General features: G+C 59.5%; 24 protein-coding genes. 10 read left to right on the forward strand and 14 right to left on the reverse strand.

The genetic code is table 11. The features are described from left to right. The first annotated feature begins 7 nt into the window (after positions 1 to 7). Both serS and cysG read left to right on the forward strand, forming a co-directional pair. Complete coding sequence (gene serS, locus ACYZTL_RS25990; RefSeq protein WP_461954135.1) at positions 8 to 1288, forward strand: serine--tRNA ligase; 1281 nt, start codon at positions 8 to 10, stop codon at positions 1286 to 1288. Next, entirely contained in the window at positions 1289 to 2683 is a 1395-nt protein-coding gene (gene cysG, locus ACYZTL_RS25995; protein WP_461954136.1) for a siroheme synthase CysG, read from the forward strand. Positions 2684 to 2800: 117 nt separating this feature from the next. Here the strand turns inward: cysG and ACYZTL_RS26000 are convergent, their stop codons facing one another. The 8 genes from ACYZTL_RS26000 to ACYZTL_RS26035 all read right to left on the reverse strand — a co-directional run bounded on the left by ACYZTL_RS26000 (position 2801) and on the right by ACYZTL_RS26035 (position 7085). After that, complete coding sequence (locus ACYZTL_RS26000; protein ID WP_461954137.1) at positions 2801 to 3802, reverse strand: glutathione S-transferase family protein; 1002 nt, start codon at positions 3800 to 3802, stop codon at positions 2801 to 2803. Between the two features lie 90 nt (positions 3803 to 3892). Next, the gene (locus ACYZTL_RS26005) at positions 3893 to 4894 is read right to left on the reverse strand and encodes a glycosyl transferase family protein (protein ID WP_461954138.1); all 1002 of its coding nucleotides are present in this window, start codon (positions 4892 to 4894) and stop codon (positions 3893 to 3895) included. Then, positions 4891 to 5226 carry a TusE/DsrC/DsvC family sulfur relay protein gene (locus ACYZTL_RS26010; RefSeq protein WP_461954139.1) on the reverse strand — a complete coding sequence of 112 codons (336 nt, stop codon included), beginning with the start codon at positions 5224 to 5226 and terminating at the stop codon, positions 4891 to 4893. Before ACYZTL_RS26010 ends, ACYZTL_RS26005 begins: the two co-directional genes overlap by 4 nt. Next, a complete protein-coding gene (tusB, locus tag ACYZTL_RS26015; RefSeq protein ID WP_461954140.1) occupies positions 5223 to 5516 on the reverse strand; it encodes a sulfurtransferase complex subunit TusB in 294 nt (97 codons plus the stop codon). The genes ACYZTL_RS26010 and tusB overlap by 4 nt, the downstream gene beginning before the upstream one ends. Further along, complete coding sequence (tusC, locus tag ACYZTL_RS26020; protein WP_461954141.1) at positions 5516 to 5878, reverse strand: sulfurtransferase complex subunit TusC; 363 nt, start codon at positions 5876 to 5878, stop codon at positions 5516 to 5518. The genes tusB and tusC overlap by 1 nt, the downstream gene beginning before the upstream one ends. A 1-nt stretch (position 5879) precedes the next feature. Continuing rightward, positions 5880 to 6272: a sulfurtransferase complex subunit TusD gene (tusD, locus tag ACYZTL_RS26025; protein ID WP_461954142.1), complete on the reverse strand. Its 393-nt coding sequence runs from the start codon at positions 6270 to 6272 to the stop codon at positions 5880 to 5882. Positions 6273 to 6489: 217 nt separating this feature from the next. After that, the gene (locus ACYZTL_RS26030; RefSeq protein WP_461954143.1) at positions 6490 to 6819 is read right to left on the reverse strand and encodes a DUF6388 family protein; all 330 of its coding nucleotides are present in this window, start codon (positions 6817 to 6819) and stop codon (positions 6490 to 6492) included. Between the two features lie 20 nt (positions 6820 to 6839). Beyond that, complete coding sequence (locus tag ACYZTL_RS26035) at positions 6840 to 7085, reverse strand: hypothetical protein (RefSeq protein ID WP_084321269.1); 246 nt, start codon at positions 7083 to 7085, stop codon at positions 6840 to 6842. A gap of 160 nt (positions 7086 to 7245) precedes the next feature. Here ACYZTL_RS26035 and ACYZTL_RS26040 point away from each other — a divergent pair, with 160 nt between their 5' ends. Next, positions 7246 to 7596: a hypothetical protein gene (locus tag ACYZTL_RS26040; protein ID WP_008029480.1), complete on the forward strand. Its 351-nt coding sequence runs from the start codon at positions 7246 to 7248 to the stop codon at positions 7594 to 7596. A 63-nt stretch (positions 7597 to 7659) separates the two neighbouring features. On the opposite strand, the gene ACYZTL_RS26045 is transcribed toward ACYZTL_RS26040, so the two are convergent. Beyond that, on the reverse strand, positions 7660 to 8085 hold the full coding sequence (locus ACYZTL_RS26045; protein WP_461954144.1) for a GNAT family N-acetyltransferase: 426 nt from the start codon (positions 8083 to 8085) through the stop codon (positions 7660 to 7662). Positions 8086 to 8233: 148 nt separating this feature from the next. Between ACYZTL_RS26045 and ACYZTL_RS26050 the strand changes: the two genes are divergently transcribed. After that, on the forward strand, positions 8234 to 8671 hold the full coding sequence (locus tag ACYZTL_RS26050) for a hemerythrin domain-containing protein (RefSeq protein ID WP_461954145.1): 438 nt from the start codon (positions 8234 to 8236) through the stop codon (positions 8669 to 8671). 52 nt (positions 8672 to 8723) lie between these two features. Continuing rightward, positions 8724 to 9314: an NUDIX domain-containing protein gene (locus ACYZTL_RS26055; protein ID WP_461954146.1), complete on the forward strand. Its 591-nt coding sequence runs from the start codon at positions 8724 to 8726 to the stop codon at positions 9312 to 9314. A 119-nt stretch (positions 9315 to 9433) separates the two neighbouring features. On the opposite strand, the gene ACYZTL_RS26060 is transcribed toward ACYZTL_RS26055, so the two are convergent. Then, positions 9434 to 9946, reverse strand: a complete 513-nt coding sequence (locus ACYZTL_RS26060) for a methylated-DNA--[protein]-cysteine S-methyltransferase (protein WP_461954376.1) — start codon at positions 9944 to 9946, stop codon at positions 9434 to 9436. Positions 9947 to 10096: 150 nt separating this feature from the next. Between ACYZTL_RS26060 and ggt the strand changes: the two genes are divergently transcribed. The 4 genes from ggt to ACYZTL_RS26080 all read left to right on the forward strand — a co-directional run bounded on the left by ggt (position 10097) and on the right by ACYZTL_RS26080 (position 14346). Continuing rightward, complete coding sequence (gene ggt, locus ACYZTL_RS26065) at positions 10097 to 11824, forward strand: gamma-glutamyltransferase (protein WP_461954147.1); 1728 nt, start codon at positions 10097 to 10099, stop codon at positions 11822 to 11824. Positions 11825 to 11889: 65 nt separating this feature from the next. After that, a complete protein-coding gene (locus ACYZTL_RS26070) occupies positions 11890 to 12423 on the forward strand; it encodes a cysteine hydrolase family protein (RefSeq protein ID WP_461954148.1) in 534 nt (177 codons plus the stop codon). 454 nt (positions 12424 to 12877) lie between these two features. Further along, complete coding sequence (locus tag ACYZTL_RS26075) at positions 12878 to 13984, forward strand: sterol desaturase family protein (RefSeq protein ID WP_461954149.1); 1107 nt, start codon at positions 12878 to 12880, stop codon at positions 13982 to 13984. Then, complete coding sequence (locus tag ACYZTL_RS26080; RefSeq protein WP_461954150.1) at positions 13885 to 14346, forward strand: GNAT family N-acetyltransferase; 462 nt, start codon at positions 13885 to 13887, stop codon at positions 14344 to 14346. The genes ACYZTL_RS26075 and ACYZTL_RS26080 overlap by 100 nt, the downstream gene beginning before the upstream one ends. Here ACYZTL_RS26080 and ACYZTL_RS26085 read toward each other — a convergent pair whose 3' ends face one another. Genes ACYZTL_RS26085 through ACYZTL_RS26095 form a run of 3 tightly spaced genes read right to left on the reverse strand, consistent with a single transcriptional unit; the run spans position 14347 to position 17068 of the window. Further along, positions 14347 to 15783: a M15 family metallopeptidase gene (locus ACYZTL_RS26085; RefSeq protein ID WP_461954151.1), complete on the reverse strand. Its 1437-nt coding sequence runs from the start codon at positions 15781 to 15783 to the stop codon at positions 14347 to 14349. A 41-nt stretch (positions 15784 to 15824) separates the two neighbouring features. Continuing rightward, a complete protein-coding gene (locus tag ACYZTL_RS26090) occupies positions 15825 to 16151 on the reverse strand; it encodes an NIPSNAP family protein (protein WP_461954152.1) in 327 nt (108 codons plus the stop codon). 35 nt (positions 16152 to 16186) lie between these two features. Further along, positions 16187 to 17068 (reverse strand): AraC family transcriptional regulator, encoded by an 882-nt coding sequence (locus ACYZTL_RS26095; RefSeq protein ID WP_461954153.1) that lies wholly within the window; start codon positions 17066 to 17068, stop codon positions 16187 to 16189. Between the two features lie 153 nt (positions 17069 to 17221). On the opposite strand from ACYZTL_RS26095, the gene ACYZTL_RS26100 reads away from it, so the two are divergent. Beyond that, positions 17222 to 17944, forward strand: a complete 723-nt coding sequence (locus tag ACYZTL_RS26100) for a cysteine hydrolase family protein (protein ID WP_461954154.1) — start codon at positions 17222 to 17224, stop codon at positions 17942 to 17944. A 115-nt stretch (positions 17945 to 18059) separates the two neighbouring features. On the opposite strand, the gene ACYZTL_RS26105 is transcribed toward ACYZTL_RS26100, so the two are convergent. After that, entirely contained in the window at positions 18060 to 18299 is a 240-nt protein-coding gene (locus tag ACYZTL_RS26105) for a hypothetical protein (RefSeq protein WP_461954155.1), read from the reverse strand. Positions 18300 to 18320: the final 21 nt, after the last annotated feature.

The following is an 18320-nucleotide window of genomic DNA, read 5'->3' on the forward strand; positions in this document are numbered from 1 at the left end:
GACCGACATGCTCGATTCCAAACTGTTACGTAGCAACCTTCAGGACGTAGCGGACCGCCTGGCATCCCGTGGCTACACGCTGGATGTTGCGCGCATCGAAGCGCTGGAAGAACAGCGCAAGACCGTCCAGACCCGCACCGAAGCACTGCAGGCTGAACGTAATGCGCGCTCCAAATCCATCGGTCAGGCCAAGCAGCGTGGCGAAGACATCGCGCCGTTGATGGCCGACGTCGAGCGCATGGCCAACGAATTGAGCGAGGGTAAAGTCGAGCTGGACGGGATCCAGACCGATCTGGACTCGATCCTGCTCGGCATCCCGAACCTGCCGCACGAGTCCGTGCCAATCGGTGATGACGAAGACGGCAACGTCGAAGTGCGCCGCTGGGGCACCCCGACCGCGTTCGATTTCCCGGTTCAGGACCACGTCGCCTTGGGCGAGAAGTTCGGCTGGCTGGATTTCGAAACTGCCGCCAAGCTGTCCGGCGCGCGTTTCGCCCTGTTGCGCGGCCCGATCGCACGTCTGCACCGTGCCCTGGCGCAGTTCATGATCAACCTGCACGTCACCGAGCACGGTTACGAAGAGGCTTACACGCCTTATCTGGTCCAGGCGCCGGCGCTGCAAGGCACCGGTCAGTTGCCGAAATTCGAAGAAGACCTGTTCAAGATCGCTCGCGAAGGCGAAGCCGATCTGTACCTGATCCCGACTGCAGAAGTGTCGCTGACCAACATCGTCGCCGGCGAAATCGTTGATTCGAAACTGCTGCCGATCAAGTTCGTCGCCCATACCCCGTGCTTCCGCAGCGAAGCCGGCGCGTCGGGTCGCGACACGCGCGGCATGATTCGTCAGCACCAGTTCGACAAAGTCGAGATGGTTCAGATCGTTGAGCCGTCGACCTCGATGGAAGCGCTGGAAGGCCTGACCGCCAACGCCGAGAAAGTTCTGCAACTGCTGGAACTGCCTTACCGCACTCTGGCGCTGTGCACCGGCGACATGGGCTTCAGCGCGGTCAAGACCTACGACCTGGAAGTGTGGATTCCGAGCCAGGACAAGTACCGCGAGATTTCGTCGTGCTCCAACTGCGGCGATTTCCAGGCCCGTCGCATGCAGGCGCGTTTCCGCAACCCGGAAACCGGCAAGCCTGAGCTGGTTCACACCCTGAACGGTTCCGGCCTGGCGGTCGGTCGTACCCTGGTGGCCGTGCTGGAAAACTACCAGCAGGCCGACGGTTCGATCCGTGTGCCTGACGTGCTGAAACCGTACATGGGTGGCCTTGAGGTCATCGGCTAAATGGATTATCTGCCGCTGTTTCACAACCTTCGCGGCAGTCGTGTGTTGGTCGTCGGTGGGGGGGAGATTGCCTTGCGCAAATCCCGCCTGCTGGCCGAAGCCGGTGCGCTGCTGCGGGTGGTCGCGCCTGAAATCGAACCGCAACTGCGCGAGCTGGTTTCCGGCAGCGGTGGCGAGTGCCTGTTGCGTGGTTACGTTGAAGCGGATCTGGAGGGTTGCGGGCTGATCATTGCCGCTACCGACGATGAGCCTCTGAACGCGCAGGTGTCCGCCGATGCCCATCGCCGTTGCGTGCCGGTCAATGTGGTGGATGCGCCTGCGCTGTGCAGCGTGATTTTCCCGGCGATCGTCGACCGTTCGCCGCTGATCATCGCCGTGTCCAGCGGCGGCGATGCGCCGGTGCTGGCGCGTCTGATCCGCGCGAAAATCGAAACCTGGATTCCTTCAACATACGGTCAACTGGCCGGCCTGGCGGCGCGTTTTCGCAACCAGGTCAAAGGTCTGTTCCCGGATGTACAGCAGCGCCGGGCGTTCTGGGAAGATGTCTTCCAGGGCCCGATTGCCGACCGGCAACTGGCCGGGCAGGGCGCCGAAGCCGAGCGTCTGTTGCAGGCAAAAATCGATGGCGAAGCACCTGTCGCCACTGGCGAAGTCTATTTGGTGGGTGCGGGTCCAGGTGATCCGGATCTGCTGACCTTCCGCGCCTTGCGCCTGATGCAGCAAGCCGATGTGGTGCTGTATGACCGTCTGGTGGCACCGGCGATTCTGGAGTTATGCCGTCGCGATGCCGAGCGGGTCTATGTCGGCAAGCGTCGCGCCGATCACGCCGTGCCGCAGGATCAGATCAACCAGCAACTGGTGGATCTGGCCAAACAGGGCAAGCGCGTCGTGCGGTTGAAGGGCGGTGATCCGTTTATTTTCGGACGCGGCGGTGAAGAGATCGAAGAATTGGCGGCCCATGGCATTCCGTTCCAGGTCGTGCCGGGGATCACGGCGGCCAGCGGTTGCGCGGCGTATGCCGGGATTCCGTTGACCCACCGCGATTACGCGCAGTCGGTGCGATTTGTCACTGGCCACTTGAAGGACGGTTCCACCGATTTGCCTTGGGCCGATCTGGTCGCACCCGCGCAAACCCTGGTGTTTTACATGGGGCTGGTGGGCTTGCCGATCATTTGCGAGCAGTTGATCAAGCATGGTCGCGGGGCGGATACCCCGGCGGCGTTGATCCAGCAGGGCACCACGGTCAATCAACGGGTGTTTACCGGCACGTTGGCCGATCTTCCACGGCTGGTGGCGGAGCATGAAGTGCATGCGCCGACGCTGGTGATTGTTGGGGAAGTGGTGCAATTGCGCGAGAAACTGGCTTGGTTTGAAGGGGCTCAGGGGCAGGTCTGAACACCGAGTCGCTCCAATCGCTAGCAGGCTAGCTCCCACAGGGGATTTGTGAACGACACAAATCCAGTGTAGGAGCTAGCCTGCTAGCGATTGGGGGCCTCAAAAACGGCACAAACCTCAGGCCCTGCGCCAAACCCCTTTCCCACTCAACCGCGCCCGATCATGTGGTGCCGTGAAATCCTGCGCCGGCCCTTTCGGCACGACCCCGGTCGGGTTAATGGTCTTGTGGCTGCCATAGTAGTGATGCTTGATGTGCTCGAAATCCACCGTCCCGGCAATCCCCGGCCACTGATAAATCTCCCGCAGCCAGTTCGACAGGTTCGGATAATCGGCAATCCGCCGCAGGTTGCACTTGAAGTGGCCGTGGTACACCGCATCAAAGCGAATCAGCGTGGTGAACAGCCGAATGTCCGCTTCGGTCAGGTATTCGCCCACCAGATAACGATTGGCGCCTAACAGCGTTTCCAGTCGATCCAGCTCGGCAAACACATCATCGAACGCCTCTTCATAAGCCTTCTGTGACGTCGCAAATCCCGCGCGATACACGCCGTTGTTCACCGCTGGATAAATCCGTTCGTTCAGCGCATCGATCTCGCCGCGCAACGGCGCCGGATAGAAATCCAGGTCATTGCCGGTCAAGTCATCGAACGCGCCATTGAACATGCGGATGATCTCCGCCGACTCGTTGTTGACGATGCGATTCTGCTGTTTGTCCCAGAGTACCGGCACGGTGACGCGGCCGGTGTAGTCGGCGGTATCCGCGGTATAGCGCTGGTGCATAAAGTCGAAGTTATCGAGCTTGTCGCCGGTCGAGCCAAAGTGCTTGTCGAAGGTCCAGCCGTTTTCCAGCATCAACCAGCTGACCACCGACACGTCGATCAGGCTTTCGAGGCCTTTGAGTTTGCGCAGGATCAGCGTGCGATGCGCCCACGGACAGGCGAGGGACACGTATAAGTGATAGCGACCCGCTTCGGCCGCAAAGCCACCGACACCGGTCGGGCCGGGTTTGCCGTCGGCGGTCAACCAGTTGCGACGTTGCGCCTGCTCACGCTGGAATGCGCCGTCCTTGCTGCTTTCGTACCACTGGTCATGCCAGCGACCTTCAACTAACAAACCCATGTTCAAGACTCCTCAACCGATAAGCGTTGGAGAGGAGTCTATTCGGATGGGTTCGATAAAAAAGCGCAAAGGTTGGGGGCTTATGATCGGTTAAATCGATCCGTCCCGAGCGTCCCAATACTGCTGGGCGGTTGCAAAGGCTTGCTCGGGATTCTTGCCGAGGCCGCGCAGGGCGAGGGCCATGGTCGAAATCAGCGCCATTTGCGGATAGCTGTCGACCACGTCGCCACGCCATACGGCTTTCAAATGCTCGGGGTCGAGCGAGGCGGGTTTGACGTGGCGCTGGCTCGAAAGCTGCGGCCATTCCTCATCCCAGCTCTCGCCGCCGGTGGTGCCGTACAAGTGGCTGTCGGCGTCCGGGTTGATCTCGATCTCGCCGCCATCGCCCTTGACCACGATTGCGGTGTCGCCGAGCAAGCCGCTGGCATCGCGGTGCACCGCCTGATAGCCGGGGTGGAAAATGCTTTGCAGGCCACAGCGAGCATTCAACGGGTTGAGAATTCGCGCCAGGGAATGGATCGGCGAACGCAGGCCGAGGGTGTTGCGCAGGTCGATCATGCGTTGAAGTTGCGGCGCCCAATCCACCAGCGGCATGAACGCCAGGCCACCGTTATCGAGGGCTGATCCAACCTGTTGCCAGTTGCGGCACAACGGGATTTTCAGTTCATCCAGCAGTTGCTCGCTGTACAGCCGCCCGGCGGTGTGTGCGCCGCCGCCGTGCATGAAAATCCGCACGCCATTTTGTGCCAGGCACTTGGCTGCCAGCAGATACCACGGCAGATGACGCTTCTTGCCGGCGTAGGTCGGCCAGTCCAGATCGACATTCAACGCCGGTGCCTGCAAACGTTCACGCAAGGCTTCGGTGAACCCGGCCATTTCTTCGGCGCTTTCTTCCTTGTGCCGCAACAGCATCAGAAACGCACCGAGCTGGGTGTCCTCGACCTTGTCGTCAAGCACCATGCCCATGGCTAAGCGAGCTTCTTCCCGGGTCAGGTCGCGGGCGCCGCGCTTGCCTTTGCCGAGGATCCGCACAAATTGAGCGAAAGGGTGCTCGGCGGGGGTTTTGAGGGTCAGCGCTGGGTAGTCGGTCATAAGCAGTTCGTCGGTTTGGGCAGGCCCGCCAGTTTCGCGGCGAGTTTGGCAGGGGTGCCTTTGAACAGTCGGTTCAGGTGCAGGCTGTTGCCTTTTTCCGGGCCGAGCCTCAAAGCGGTGTATTTGATCAACGGGCGAGTGGCCGGGGATAGCTGGAATTCGGCGTAGAAGCTGCGCAGCAGTTCGAGGATTTCCCAATGGTCAGGGCTCAACTCGATGTCTTCGGCGGCGGCGAGGGCGGTGGCCACGTCGCTGGACCAGTCGCTCAGTTCAACCAGGAATCCATCCTTGTCCAGCTCGATGGCGCGAGCGCCGACGGTCAGTGAATTCATAGCCAACTGTTGACCTTGTCGTAGTGAATCGACAGCTCGACGAAGGCGGGATAGTCGATGGCCTTGGCCATGTCAGGAATCTCCAGCGCGCGTGCCTGGGCGTCTTCGGCCAGCACGAACAGCGTCGGGGTGCGATCATTCAGCGCACTGAAAGGCGCGGTGCCAGGGCGCAACGCATACACCGCGTCGCCGGTCAGCAGCAGCGCATCGTTCGCGCCGATCACGCGCAAGCAACTGGTCAGGCGATCGTCGCCGAACGGGGAATGAGACAACACATGCAAAGTCGACATCAGAGGGTGATCACCTGGTCGTAACGGTCAATGAGGGCGGTGATTTCGTCGGCGGCCAGCACCTGGGCTTCTTCGAGTGCCAAACCTGTCGGGTCCAGACCGCGTTCAGCGGCGCTGTCGCCACAGACGAAGAGGTCTTCGACGCCGAACATCGGCAACGCTTGCAGGTTGGCGCTCAGGTCTTTTTGTTGCAGGGCCCTGGCGTCCTGTTTCGCGGCGAGCTGGAACACCCCGTCATCGAGAAACAGCAAGCCGATCGGCAGGTCGAACGCGCCGCCGGCGAGCACGATGTCCAGCGCTTCCCGCGCATTCGGCCCGGACCACGGTGCCTGACGGCTGATAATCAGCAGGGATCTCGGCATGTCACGCACCTCCGAAGCAGATCAGGCGGTCGGCATCCTGCACTGCGTCATGCAACTGGCCGAGACCGGACAATTCCCACGGCGCGCCGACCGCAATGGCTTCACGCTGATAGCGCCCGGCCTCTTCTTCGTTCAATACACCACGGCGCAGGGCGGCGGCGATGCAGACCACGCCGTCCAGCTGGTGCTCGGTGACAAACGCACGCCATTGCTTGGGCAAATCCTGTTCATCCTGCGGCGTGACCACGCTGGCGGAGGCGTTGTACACGCCATCCTGATAGAAAAACAGCCGGACAATTTCATGCCCGCCGGCCAGCGCAGCCTGGGCGAACAGCAAGGCGCGGCGCGAGGAGGGTGCATGGGCGGCGGAAAACAGCGCGATGGCGAACTTCATGACGGACTCGATCAGCGAAACTGCGGCCATGATAAAGCTTTATCGCCGGGGCGGCGAAGGGCTTTCCCGGGGGAGGTGATCTGTAGGAGCTGCCGCAGGCTGCGATCTTTTGATCTTGATCTTAAAAGCAAATCAAAAGATCGCAGCCTGCGGCAGCTCCTACAGTGAGATCGTGGTCGCAGACGCCATCTGTAGCAATAGCCTCGATCAGCGACAGCTACTTACCCAATCCATACAACTCGCAATACTCCAGCCAGTCCATCCCCGCCATCTCGGCCACTTCCCTGTGCACTTCCAGACGCCGGGTTTCATACTCTTCAGGCGTGGCGGCGGTCAGTTGCAGGGTCAGCTCCCAGGCGAACAACCCCAGTTGTTCGGCCTCGGCTTCGAACGCTTCATGCAAGCGCTCGTCGCGGAATTGCTCCGCTGTTTCACCCTTGGCCTGGGCTAGCAGCGGGTTGAGGTTGTCGAGTGCGTGGCGCAGCTCGGGGCGCTCATCGAGAAACTTCTGCAGCGCCTGCTCGTGTTGCTGTTCGGTTGCCGCCATGGTCGCTCCTTGAGAATGGGTTACGAAGATTGTTTCTTGGCCTTGGCCGCTGCGGCGAGGCATTCGAGGGCAAACTGTTCGCAATAGGTCATCTGGATCGGCGTGGTTTCGCCCTTGACGGTGCGTTCGCCGTCGAGGATGTAACGAATCCGCTTGTCGGTGACGCCGATTCGTTTGGCGATCCACGAAGGTGTCTGGCCGATCTGGCTGATCAGCTTGTCGGCATATTCAGCAGTCGGTTTGTAAAATTCGGCGTTGGGTGTCATGGACGTTCCAGAAAAATGGGCCCGGAAATAAGGGCGATGCAGCGTTTGGCGCGACAGGGTGCGCGAATCGTTGCGCGGTGTCGCGGTATAAATGCAGTAAAGCAGAACGATACGCCAGCCCACGGTGATACAGTCCGCTTTTTCTTGATGAGCACATGCAATGCGAATTCTGATGGTGGCGCTGGCCGCAACGTTGCTGGCGGGATGTGCGGGATCGGTAATGAACGATGCCCGTACCGGAACCCCGTACAAAACCCTGACGTCGGACAAACCGGAAAAGGTCGTTGCCCAGTGCGTGCAGTTCGCCTGGCAGGACGAGGCGGTGTTCGGCGTTGATGCGGGCGCGTATCTGCAACCGGGCAAGAAGGGCGGGTCGACTGTCTACACGCGATCGGCGGAGTCCTTTGTGGACGTGACCACCGATGCGTCGGGTACGGCGTTGAGTTACTACGCGCAGCATGACGACTTTGTCGCCAAGCGCCGGTTGGCGGCACTGGCGACCTGCCTCTGATCTGATGGGTTGACGCAGTACCCCTGTGGGAGCGGCGGTGTCGATCAGGTAAATGGGGCTTGATCAGTTGCTCAGGCGCTTCTGGAAGAAGAAGCGCTTGTGACCCGGCGGGTAGTCAACGATCTGGCCCAGTTCGCTGTAGCCCAGCTTCTTGTAAAACTCCGGCGCCTGAAAGTCGAAGGTGTCCAGCCAGATCCCCACGCATTCCTTTTCCCGTGCCAGGTCTTCGGCCATCTGCATCAGTCTGGAGCCGATGCCTTGTCCTCGGCCCTGTTCCGGCACCGAGAGCAACTCGATAAACAACCACTGATAGAAAAACCGTCCATACAGCCCGCCAAGGATTTCACCTTGGTCATCGCGCACCAGCAAGGCCAGCGGTTGCGCTTTGCCGTCACCCGCTTGCGCGACGTTGTAGGCCCGCAACGGTGCAAGGATCGCCTCGCGATCTTCCGGTGTCGGGTTTTGCGACAGTTCGATGGTCAGTGTCATCAGCTACATCCTTATGGCGGTGGGGCACGAGCGTATCCGGTTCGCGACGATTGTTCTATTCCCGATGAACAGAGGAACCGTCGCCAGCGCGCAGATGTCTAGCCTTTACAGCGTCATTCCAGAACGCAGCCGATGAGGGCCTCACGCCTTGAACATTTTTGAAGCCTTGCGCGAAAGCCATGAACGCCAACGCACCTACGCCAATGCATTGATCAAGACCAGCGGCGACACCCCGGAACGCGTCGAGGCGTACAAACAGCTCAAGTCCGAACTCCAGGCGCACGAAACCGCTGAAGAGCGGCATTTCTATATCCCGTTGATGGAATTCGACAACGGCGTCGACCTCAGCCGTCATGCGATTTCCGAACACCACGAGATGGACGAAATGATGGAAGAACTCGACGAGACCGAGATGTCCAGCCCGGCCTGGCTGGCGACCGCGAAGAAACTCTCCGAGAAGGTCCATCACCACTTGGAAGAGGAAGAGCAGAAGTTCTTCCAGATGGCCGGCAAGTTGCTCGACGACAAGCAGAAAGAAACGCTCGCCGGGCAATATGAGAAGGAATACAAGGCTCAACTTTCATGAGGGTCTTTTCGTCTAAGATGGGCGTCTTCTGACGATATAAGGACGCCTTGTCATGCCGAACACAGCCGAGCGGGTCAACATCATCGAGTCACAGGTGTTGTCCCACGACTGGTACTTGCTGAAGAAAATCACCTTTGATTACCAGCGCAACAACGGCGAATGGCAGCGCCAGACTCGCGAGGTCTACGACCGTGGCAATGGCGCGGCGATTCTGCTCTTCAACCGGGAAAAGAAAACCGTCGTGTTGACGCGGCAGTTCCGGTTACCGGTATTCGTCAACGACCACGACGGTTTGCTGATCGAAGTGGCGGCAGGGTTGCTTGAAGGTGCCGCGCCGGAAGAGCGCATACGCGATGAAGCAGAAGAGGAAACCGGTTATCGCGTGCACCATGTGCAGAAGGTCTTCGAGGCCTACATGAGCCCCGGCTCGGTGACTGAAAAACTGCACTTCTTCATCGCCGAATACGACGCTGCCTCGAAGGTGGGCGAGGGTGGTGGGCTGGAGGAAGAGACCGAAGAACTGGAAGTGCTGGAGTGGTCGTTCGATGAGGCGCTCGAGGCGTTTTATCGCGGCGAAATCTGCGATGCGAAGACCATCATGCTGTTGCAGTATGCGGCGATGAAAAACATCTTCACGGCTTAACAAACGTACACAATCCCCGTAGGAGCTGCCGCAGGCTGCGATCTTTTGATCTTGATTTTTAGCGTTTTTGCGAACGCCGGAAGATCAAAAGATCGCAGCCTGCGGCAGCTCCTACGAAATCAAAAGCCTTCCAGTCTTCCCGTTCCGCCCCAATGGCCGCCTTCCAGCGTCAGCAACCATTCCTTCGCCTCAAGCCCACCCGCAAATCCTGTCAGTTTCCCCGACGTGCCAATCACCCGATGACACGGCGCAACAATCGAGATCGGGTTCTTGCCATTCGCCGCCCCCACCGCGCGAACCGCGCTCGGGTTGCCGATCTGCTCGGCAATCTGGCTGTAGCTGCGCGTCTCGCCGAACGGAATGGTCAATAGCGCCTGCCACACCTTCTTCTGAAAGTCCGTCCCGGCGAAATCCAGTTCCAGATCGAAGCGATTTCGTGTGCCGGCAAAGTATTCCGTCAGCTGCTGTCGGGCGCGGACAAGGATCGGGTTGTCCGGGGCTTCGCTCATCGGACCAAGCCGCACACGGTTCGGTTTGTCGTTTTCCCAGAGGATGGCCGCCAGTCTTGAACCGTTCGCAACCAGCTTCAATTCGCCGACCGGGGAGGCCAGGGTGGTGAAGGTAAACGTCATGCCGGCGAACTCCGAAAACAGGTGAGCAGGGGGGGCAAGCATACTGCCTGATCGGGAGGCGCAATACGTAATCCCAGCCATACTGCGTACTGCTCTTGAAACGTTATCTCTGTTTTTTTACCGACCCTAAAAACAAAAAGAGACCGACTCATGAAGTTCGAACCTTTTGCCAAATCGCTCATCGCGACCTCCTTGGCGCTCAGCTGCCTGATGGCCCACGCGGCCTCCGTCGCGCCCGTCGCAGCCGAAAACGGCATGGTGGTCACCGCCCAGCATCTGGCCAGCCATGTGGGCGTGGATGTGCTCAAGAACGGTGGCAACGCCGTGGATGCCGCCGTCGCGGTCGGGTATGCGCTGGCGGTGGTGTATCCCGCGGCGGGTAACCTGGGTGGCGGCGGTTTCATGACCATTCAACTGGCGGACGGGCGCAAGACCTTCCTCGACTTCCGCGAAAAAGCCCCCCTGGCCGCGACCGCCGACATGTACCTCGACAAGGAGGGCAATGTCGTCCCGGACCTCAGCACCCGTGGTCACCTGGCCGTCGGTGTGCCGGGCACGGTATCCGGTATGGAACTGGCGCTGAGCAAGTACGGCACCAAACCGCGCAAGGAAGTGATCGCCCCGGCCATCAAGCTTGCTGAAGACGGCTTTGTGCTGGAGCAGGGCGATGTCGATTTGCTGGATTACGCCACCGACGTGTTCAAGAAGGACATCAAGGATTCCGGCGCGATCTTCCTGAGCAACGGCGAGCCGATGCAAGTCGGGCAGAAACTCGTTCAAAAGGATTTGGGTAAAACCCTGCGGGAAATTTCCGAAAAAGGTGCAGACGGTTTCTATAAAGGCTGGGTAGCCGACGCCATCGTCACCTCCAGCCTCGCCAATAAGGGCATCATCACCCAGGCCGACCTCGACAAATACAAGACCCGCGAACTGGCGCCGATCGAGTGTGACTATCGCGGCTACCACGTGGTCTCGGCACCACCGCCAAGCTCCGGCGGCGTGGTGATCTGCGAGATCATGAATATCCTCGACGGCTACCCGATGAAGGACCTGGGCTACCACTCGGCGCAGGGCATGCATTACCAGATCGAAGCCATGCGCCACGCCTATGTGGACCGCAACAGCTACCTCGGCGACCCGGACTTCGTGAAGAACCCGATCGCGCATCTGCTGGATAAAAACTACGCGACCAAAATCCGCGCCGCCATCAACCCGCAAAAGGCCGGTGTGTCCCGCGAGCTCAAACCCGGCGTAGCGCCCCACGAAGGCAGCAACACCACCCATTACTCGATCGTCGACAAATGGGGCAACGCGGTCTCGGTGACCTACACCTTGAACGACTGGTTCGGCGCCGGCGTCATGGCCAGCAAAACCGGGGTCATTCTCAACGACGAAATGGACGACTTCACCTCGAAAATCGGCGTACCGAACATGTACGGCCTGGTGCAAGGGGAGGCCAACGCCATCGCGCCCGGCAAGGCACCGCTGTCGTCCATGAGCCCGACCATCGTCACCAAGGATGGCAAAGTGGTGATGGTTGTCGGCACGCCGGGTGGCAGCCGCATTATCACCGCGACCTTGCTGACCATCCTCAACGTGATCGACTACGGCATGAACATCCAGGAGGCGGTGGATGCGCCGCGTTTCCACCAGCAGTGGTTGCCGGAAGAGACCAACCTGGAGACGTTCACCACCAGCCCGGACACGGTGAAGCTGCTCGAAAGCTGGGGGCATAAGTTCGCCGGGCCGCAGGATGCCAACCATATCGCGGCCATCCTGGTCGGGGCGCCGTCGCTGGACGGGAAGCCGGTGGGCAAGAACCGCTTCTACGGCGCGAACGATCCGCGTCGCAACACCGGGTTGTCGCTTGGTTATTGAGGGTTGTTTTTGGAAGGGGACAGACTTTCTGCCCCCTGACTCACCGATATATCAAGGAAAGAACCATGACCTCCGCACTGTTAATCATCGACGTCCAGCACGCTCTATGCACTGGAGAGTACGAGTGCTTCGAGATTGCGCGTGTCATCGAACGTATCAACGGTCTCAGCGCCAGCGCCCGTGATGCAGGGGTTCCGGTCGTGTTTGTTCAGCACGAAGAAGACGGCAGTCCGCTGGCGCATAACGCCGACGGTTGGCAACTGGCCGAAGGGCTGGAAACATCACCCAAGGATTGGCGTGTACGCAAAACCACACCGGATTCGTTCTATCAGACCAACCTGCAAACGCTGTTGCCGGTGCAGGATTTCGAACGCTTGGTCATCTGCGGCCTGCAAACCGACTATTGCGTCAACGCCACCGTGCGTCAGTCCCTGCAACTGGGGTACGACGTGGTGCTGGCGGCTGACGCTCACTCCACCGTCAACAACGGAAACCTCGCGGCCGAAGACATCATCGCCGAGCACAACAAGGACCTGGCTCATTTGACCGGTTCGGTGGCGCGAATTGACGTGATGCCTGTGGCGGACATCACCTACTAGCGCCCGAAACGTTAATTCCCTTGTAGGAGCGAGCTTGCTCGCGATGGACTCAAGAGCGGCGCGTGTATCCAGAGTACACGGGCTATCGTTTACGTCCATCGCGAGCAAGCTCGCTCCTACTGTATGTCCCCGGTCCATACAGCCAGCCACAAACCCTGTGGCGAGCGAGCTTGCTCGTGCTGGGCTGCGTAGCGGCCCCAAAAATCTGACAATCATTGTCGATTTTTGTGAGTGCTACGCACTGGAGCGCCAGCCCGGTCAAGCGGGAGCAAGCTCCCTCGCCACAGGCTTCTCTGATTCAAAATTCTCTTAAGTGAACAGCATTAGTGTGGCGAGGAGGCTGCCCTCAACTCCGCGTGGGTGGGACGTGTAGAGGCTGGAACTGGAACTAAGAACCGTTCTCGGTTACGGTGTGATTTTGTAATGATCTTGCTTTGATGGAGGCGAGCCTAACGTGGATGCTCTTACGCTGCTCTATAACGGTCTGACCGATTGGGTGATCGGGCCCGTCACGCAGCAGTTTCTGGGCCTTTTCGATCTGAATGGACGCATGGGCTTACTGTTTCTGTTCACGTCGTACAGCATCGCCTACGCCCTGTTCCTTTTCCGGAAACATCGAAATCTCACCGACGCGCGGTCGTTTGGAGAGTTCATCGGCGGGCGCCGGGTGTATTTCCATCGTTCGGCGTTGCTCGATTACCGCTATTACTTTGTGCGGGCGATCCTCAAAGTCGCGCTGGTGTTGCCCATTGTCGGACTGGTGGACCCGCTCGTCCTGCGGTCCGGAGACTACATCGCCTTTTTCACCAACCTGTGGGGCGCGCGGGTGCAAGTGGAGCAGAACCTGTCATTGTCCTTGCTCTACGGCCTCGGCGTTTTTCTGGTGAGAGACTTCATGAGCTACTGGGCGCACCGCGCCTTCCATTCCCGATGGCTATGGGCATTTCACAAAGTCCATCATTCGGCACCTGTGCTGGTGCCGGCGACGGCCAGCCGGGTTCATTTCGTGGAGAAGATTGTCGACAGGCTGTCGACGATCATCGGCATCGGCGCCTATGCCGGCGTCTTCTGGTACGCCTGTGGCGGCGAGATCAGCCGTTATACCCTGTTTGGCGTGACCTATCTGGTGTTCATCCTCAATGCTTTGGCAGCCAACCTGCGTCACAGCCATGTCTGGTTTTCGTTCGGGCCTGTGTTCGAACATGTGCTGAACAGCCCGGCCCAGCACCAGATTCATCACAGCGATGCACCGCAACATTTCAACCTCAACTTTGGCATCAACCTGTCACTGTGGGACTGGATGTTCGGTACGCTTTACGTCACCACGCCGAAGCCCGAAATCCTTCGGTTCGGCACAGGTGAACAGGATCATGAGCGTTACCAGACGGTCTACAGCCTGATCGTCACGCCGTTTATCGACATCGCCCGACACACCACTGCCGCCTCACGGAGACCCCTCTCATGGATGTCCAGGTCCATCGCGCCGACGCCACCCACCTCGACAATATTGCCAGCCTGTTCGACGCCTATCGAGGTTTCTACGGCCAGCCCTCAAACCTGACGCAATCACGCGACTTTATCGCCGAACGCCTCGCCCGGGATGAATCCGTGATCTTCTTCGCCCGGGACGCCACCAGCGAAGCGCTGGGTTTCGTTCAGTTGTTCCCGACTTTTTCTTCCATCGACGCGCATCGCACCTGGCTGCTCGGCGACCTGTTCACCGCACCCGCCGCCCGAGGGCGCGGGGTCGGCACGTTGCTGATGAACACCGCTCGGTCCTTCGCGGTGTTGACCGGCGCCAAAGGCATGGTGCTGGAAACGGCCACGGACAATCATCAGGCACAGCGCTTGTATGAATCCTTGGGCTATGTGCGTGACACGGGTTACTACACCTACTGCCTGGATCTGAAGCAGGTTGATTGATCACCTTTGTGGCAGGTGCCAACGTTCACGGAAGCGCTCATATTGCGCCTCGGGCATTTGCACCAGCAGGGGAGACTGGCGAGGGTCGAGCCAGTCGAACAATCGGGAAATGTCCGCCTGATCCATGGCCGTGCAGCCCGCCGTCGGCGAGGTCGGGCTGCGCCAGATGTGGAAAAAAATGCACGAGCCCGAGGCGGGGGACGCCGGTGTGTTGTGCTCGATAAAAATGCCTTTGCGATAGCCTTCCTCGCTGCGCATGCGTTCGGCGCTGTTCCAGTCCTTTGAGATTTTCGAGCCGTCGACCAGTTCGTTGTAGTGTGCGGAGTGACTGTCGTCCACGCATTCGATGGCCGGTGTCAGGGTGAGGTAAGGCAGTTTTGTCTCGTATGTATTGTCGTAGCCAAATGCCGTTCCGAGCTTGAATACTCCGGCCGGCGCTTTTCCGTCACCTTCACGTTTCACCGGACCGTCGCCCGGTTCAACGTTGCTCAAACCCTTGCCCCAGGCCATGCCGTTTTTGCCGACCACCACCGCAAACGCATTGCCCAGTTTTCGAAAAGTTTTGCCATCCCGTTCATAGCGTTGGGCGGTGCCCTGGATGTCATCCCAGTTTTTGCTGGTGACCACAATCAGCTGATGGCTGGTGTCGAGTGCTTCGCTGGCGCTGAGCGGCGTGATCGGGAAATCCATGACGTTGTTCGGCGCCCCGGCGCCTGCGTAAGTGAAGTGCCACCATTCTGTCGAGTACCCGGAAAACCCTTCTTTTTCCATGGCACTGCTTAGCCGCTGACGGTTGTCTTTCGCGGTCGCGTTGATCGTCGGGTTGGCGGTATGCGCGCGCTCATCGAAGCAATCGAACCCGGTGCCCATGTCGAGTGCGCCGTCATGCCAGCGCTGATCATAGGGCGCCGTGCAATCGACCTGCGCGGCCGAAGGCGTCCAGGCTTTGGCGGGCGGCGCCTTCGGGCCGGTCAGTGTCAGGTCGACGGTCGAGCCTCTGGAGTGATTCGACACCCGCGCCACATACCCCAGGCGCCAGAAATCCTGCTTGTCCACACGCGGGTAGAACTCGGCCTTGCGTGGGTCGCCGGGCTCCTTTGCGAAACTTCCCATATCGGCGACAGCGCGACTCGGTCGATAACAGTCGAAGACTTTCAAACCATAACCCTGCGCACGCAACGATGCTTGAACCCGAGCGAGCGCCTTGGCGGCGTCAAGCGTCAACAGACACTCGGCAGCGGCGTAACCGTCGAGTGGGTGGCCGGTAAAGTTGTGGGCGCCGGCGTAGCGAATGTCTTGCTCGATGGTGGGATTAATCGTGCGCAGATAAACCATGTGTTCTGGCCGTGGCTCGGCGCTGGTCATGGCGGGGATGACGATGTTCAGGAACAGCAGTGACTGCAGCCAGGATCGTGCGGTTTTGTAAGAAGAACACATGCGATCTCTCCGGGGTGAGGGCTACACACTGCCGACCGACATCAGGCCGGTTGCTGCGCCTGATCGCCAAACACGGGCCTGAAGAAACTGCGCTCATAACTGAGGATGCATTTTGTCTCTTCAGCGTACTTGAACGCCGCGATGCACTCCGGGTCGTTCATGGAATCCTGTCGGTAGCGCTCGTAGGCAGCAAGGCTTGGAAAGCTGAACATCGCCATGGCGATATTGTTCGCGCCTTCGGATGGCAGGAAGTAGCCGTGATGCTGGCCGCCGAACTTTTCAACGAGTGGAATCCACAGCTTTCCGTAGTGTTCGAACGCTTCGATCTGGTAGGGGTCAAGTACGTACTTCAGATAACAAGTGATCATGTTTTTGCTCTCTTGGGCTGGAAGATCAAGTCATTTTAAAGTGCGTCGTCTGACTCGCTTTGCTGCACGCGCGCCGTCACCAGGGGAACCTCCTCACTGGCATCACGCTTGAGCCATTCGGCGGGGGGCGAGCCCACCACGCTCAGGAAGGTTCTGGAGAAAGACGCTTGCGAGCTGTACCCGACCGACGCAGCGATGACTTTGATTTGAACACCATCGCGAAGCAAGTCCTGGGCGACTTTCATTCGCCACGCGGTGACATAGCCCATCGGTGAGGCCTCCATGATCCGGGTGAAGTACGCCGAGAATTTCGAGCGGGACATGTGTGCCAGCGCTGCCAGCTTTTCGACGGTCCAGGGGGCTTCTGGCTCTTGGTGAATGCGGTTGAACATCGCACCAAGGCGCCCGTCCTGCAAGGCATAGAGCAGGCCGCTGGAAATTTTTTGCTCCACGACGGAGCGCCGCACCAGCAGCACGAAGATGTATTCGAGCAACAGATTGAGCGCCTTGGTTCTGCCGGGTGCCTGATCCTGAAATTCGCCGATCAGCGAGCCGATCACAGGTGCGATGTTTTCCAGGCTGCTGATGGGGAACACCAGCGTTTCCTTGAGGCCGAGAGGGAAGGGTTGAAGCGAGTTGCGCCCGAACTGGAACGAGGCGCAGACCAGCTCGGCGCCTTGCGCTGAACTTGAGCGCAACTGGTATCGACAGCTGCTCGGGCAAAACAGCACGCTGGGTTCGGCAATCGATATCTTCGGCAGCCCGGGCTGAATCATGTCGATACCGCCCTGACTGATGACGTGGATGAACGCCATGCCCGGTGGCTTGTCGAGCATGAGCGTGCCGTCGACCCGGCCGGAGAAGAACAGCCGGCCCTGGAGATGGGTGCGTTCGAAGAATTCGGAGAGGATATCCATGATAGGGACGACCGGGTAAAGACTGTGCACGTCCTGGCAAAAGCGAAGCTGTGCGCGGCAATAGGATGACGTTCTCGCCGATGGTAGACAACGGCCCTCCCGGGCGCCATGGCGGAACGCGTTAATTCCTATAGTCGACCGGAGTCTTCCGCCATGAGCAACCCTTTACCTCACATCATTTCCCCGTATGCCGACCCGACGGAGCCGGCCTTGCCGGACCCCGGTATGAAACTGGACCTCGGCCGCGCCGCGCTGGTGGTCATTGATCCGCAAATCGACTTCCTCAGCCCGGAGGGAGTCAGCTGGTCCGTGTTTGGCAAAAGCATTGTCGAGCACGATACGGTCAAGCACATTGGTCAGCTGTTTGCCGCAGCAAAGAGTGCCGGGATCACGGTCGCGGTTTCTCCGCACTACTACTATCCGTGTGACCACGAATGGCATTTCGGTGGGCCACTCGAAAAGGTCATGCACAGCATCTGCATGTTTGATCGCAAGGGGCCGCTGAGCCTCGACGGTTTCGAAAACTCCGGCGCCGACTTCATGCCCGAGTACAAACCCTACATTCTGGATGGCAAAACCATTATTGCTTCCCCGCACAAGGTGTACGGTCCGGAAACCAACGACCTGGCACTGCAACTGCGCAAGCATGGCGTTTCGCAGATCATTCTGGCCGGCATGGCGGCGAACCTCTGCGTCGAGTCGCACCTTCGGGAACTGCTGGAACTCGGTTTTGAAGTGGCCGTGGTTCGGGACGCGACGGCCGGCCCGACAACCCCCGAAGGTGATGGTTATCTGGCGGCGTTGATCAACTATCGCTACATCGCCAATGCGCTGTGGAGCACGGCGCAAACCCTTGAGTTTCTTCAGGGCGCCTAAGCCGAACGCCATCTGCGTGCGCCTCGTTTCACGAGGCGCAGTCTTGCACAGCCAGATGAAGAGCCACAGATCCAACCAACCCCGCCAGCTCGTGAAAAACACTCCACACCGGTGGCTAATTACCGTCAGCGACCTTGCGTTCTATCTCGTCTATTTTCCGCTTGAGCTCCTCGGCATCCTGCTCTTTGGCTCGGGTGGAAGAGGGCGTGTTGGTTTGATCGACACCTTCGGCTTCACCGTCTCTATCCTGTAAATCCCTTCCGACCACATCCACCGGTTTGCCCGACGAATCTGTAGGCGGAGCCTTTGACGTTGCCTGCGATTCAAGCGCGTTTTCACGGCCATCATTGTTCATGTCGCATTACCACGGACAGTG

The sequence above is a fragment of the Pseudomonas sp. LB3P81 genome (genome assembly GCF_054897965.1).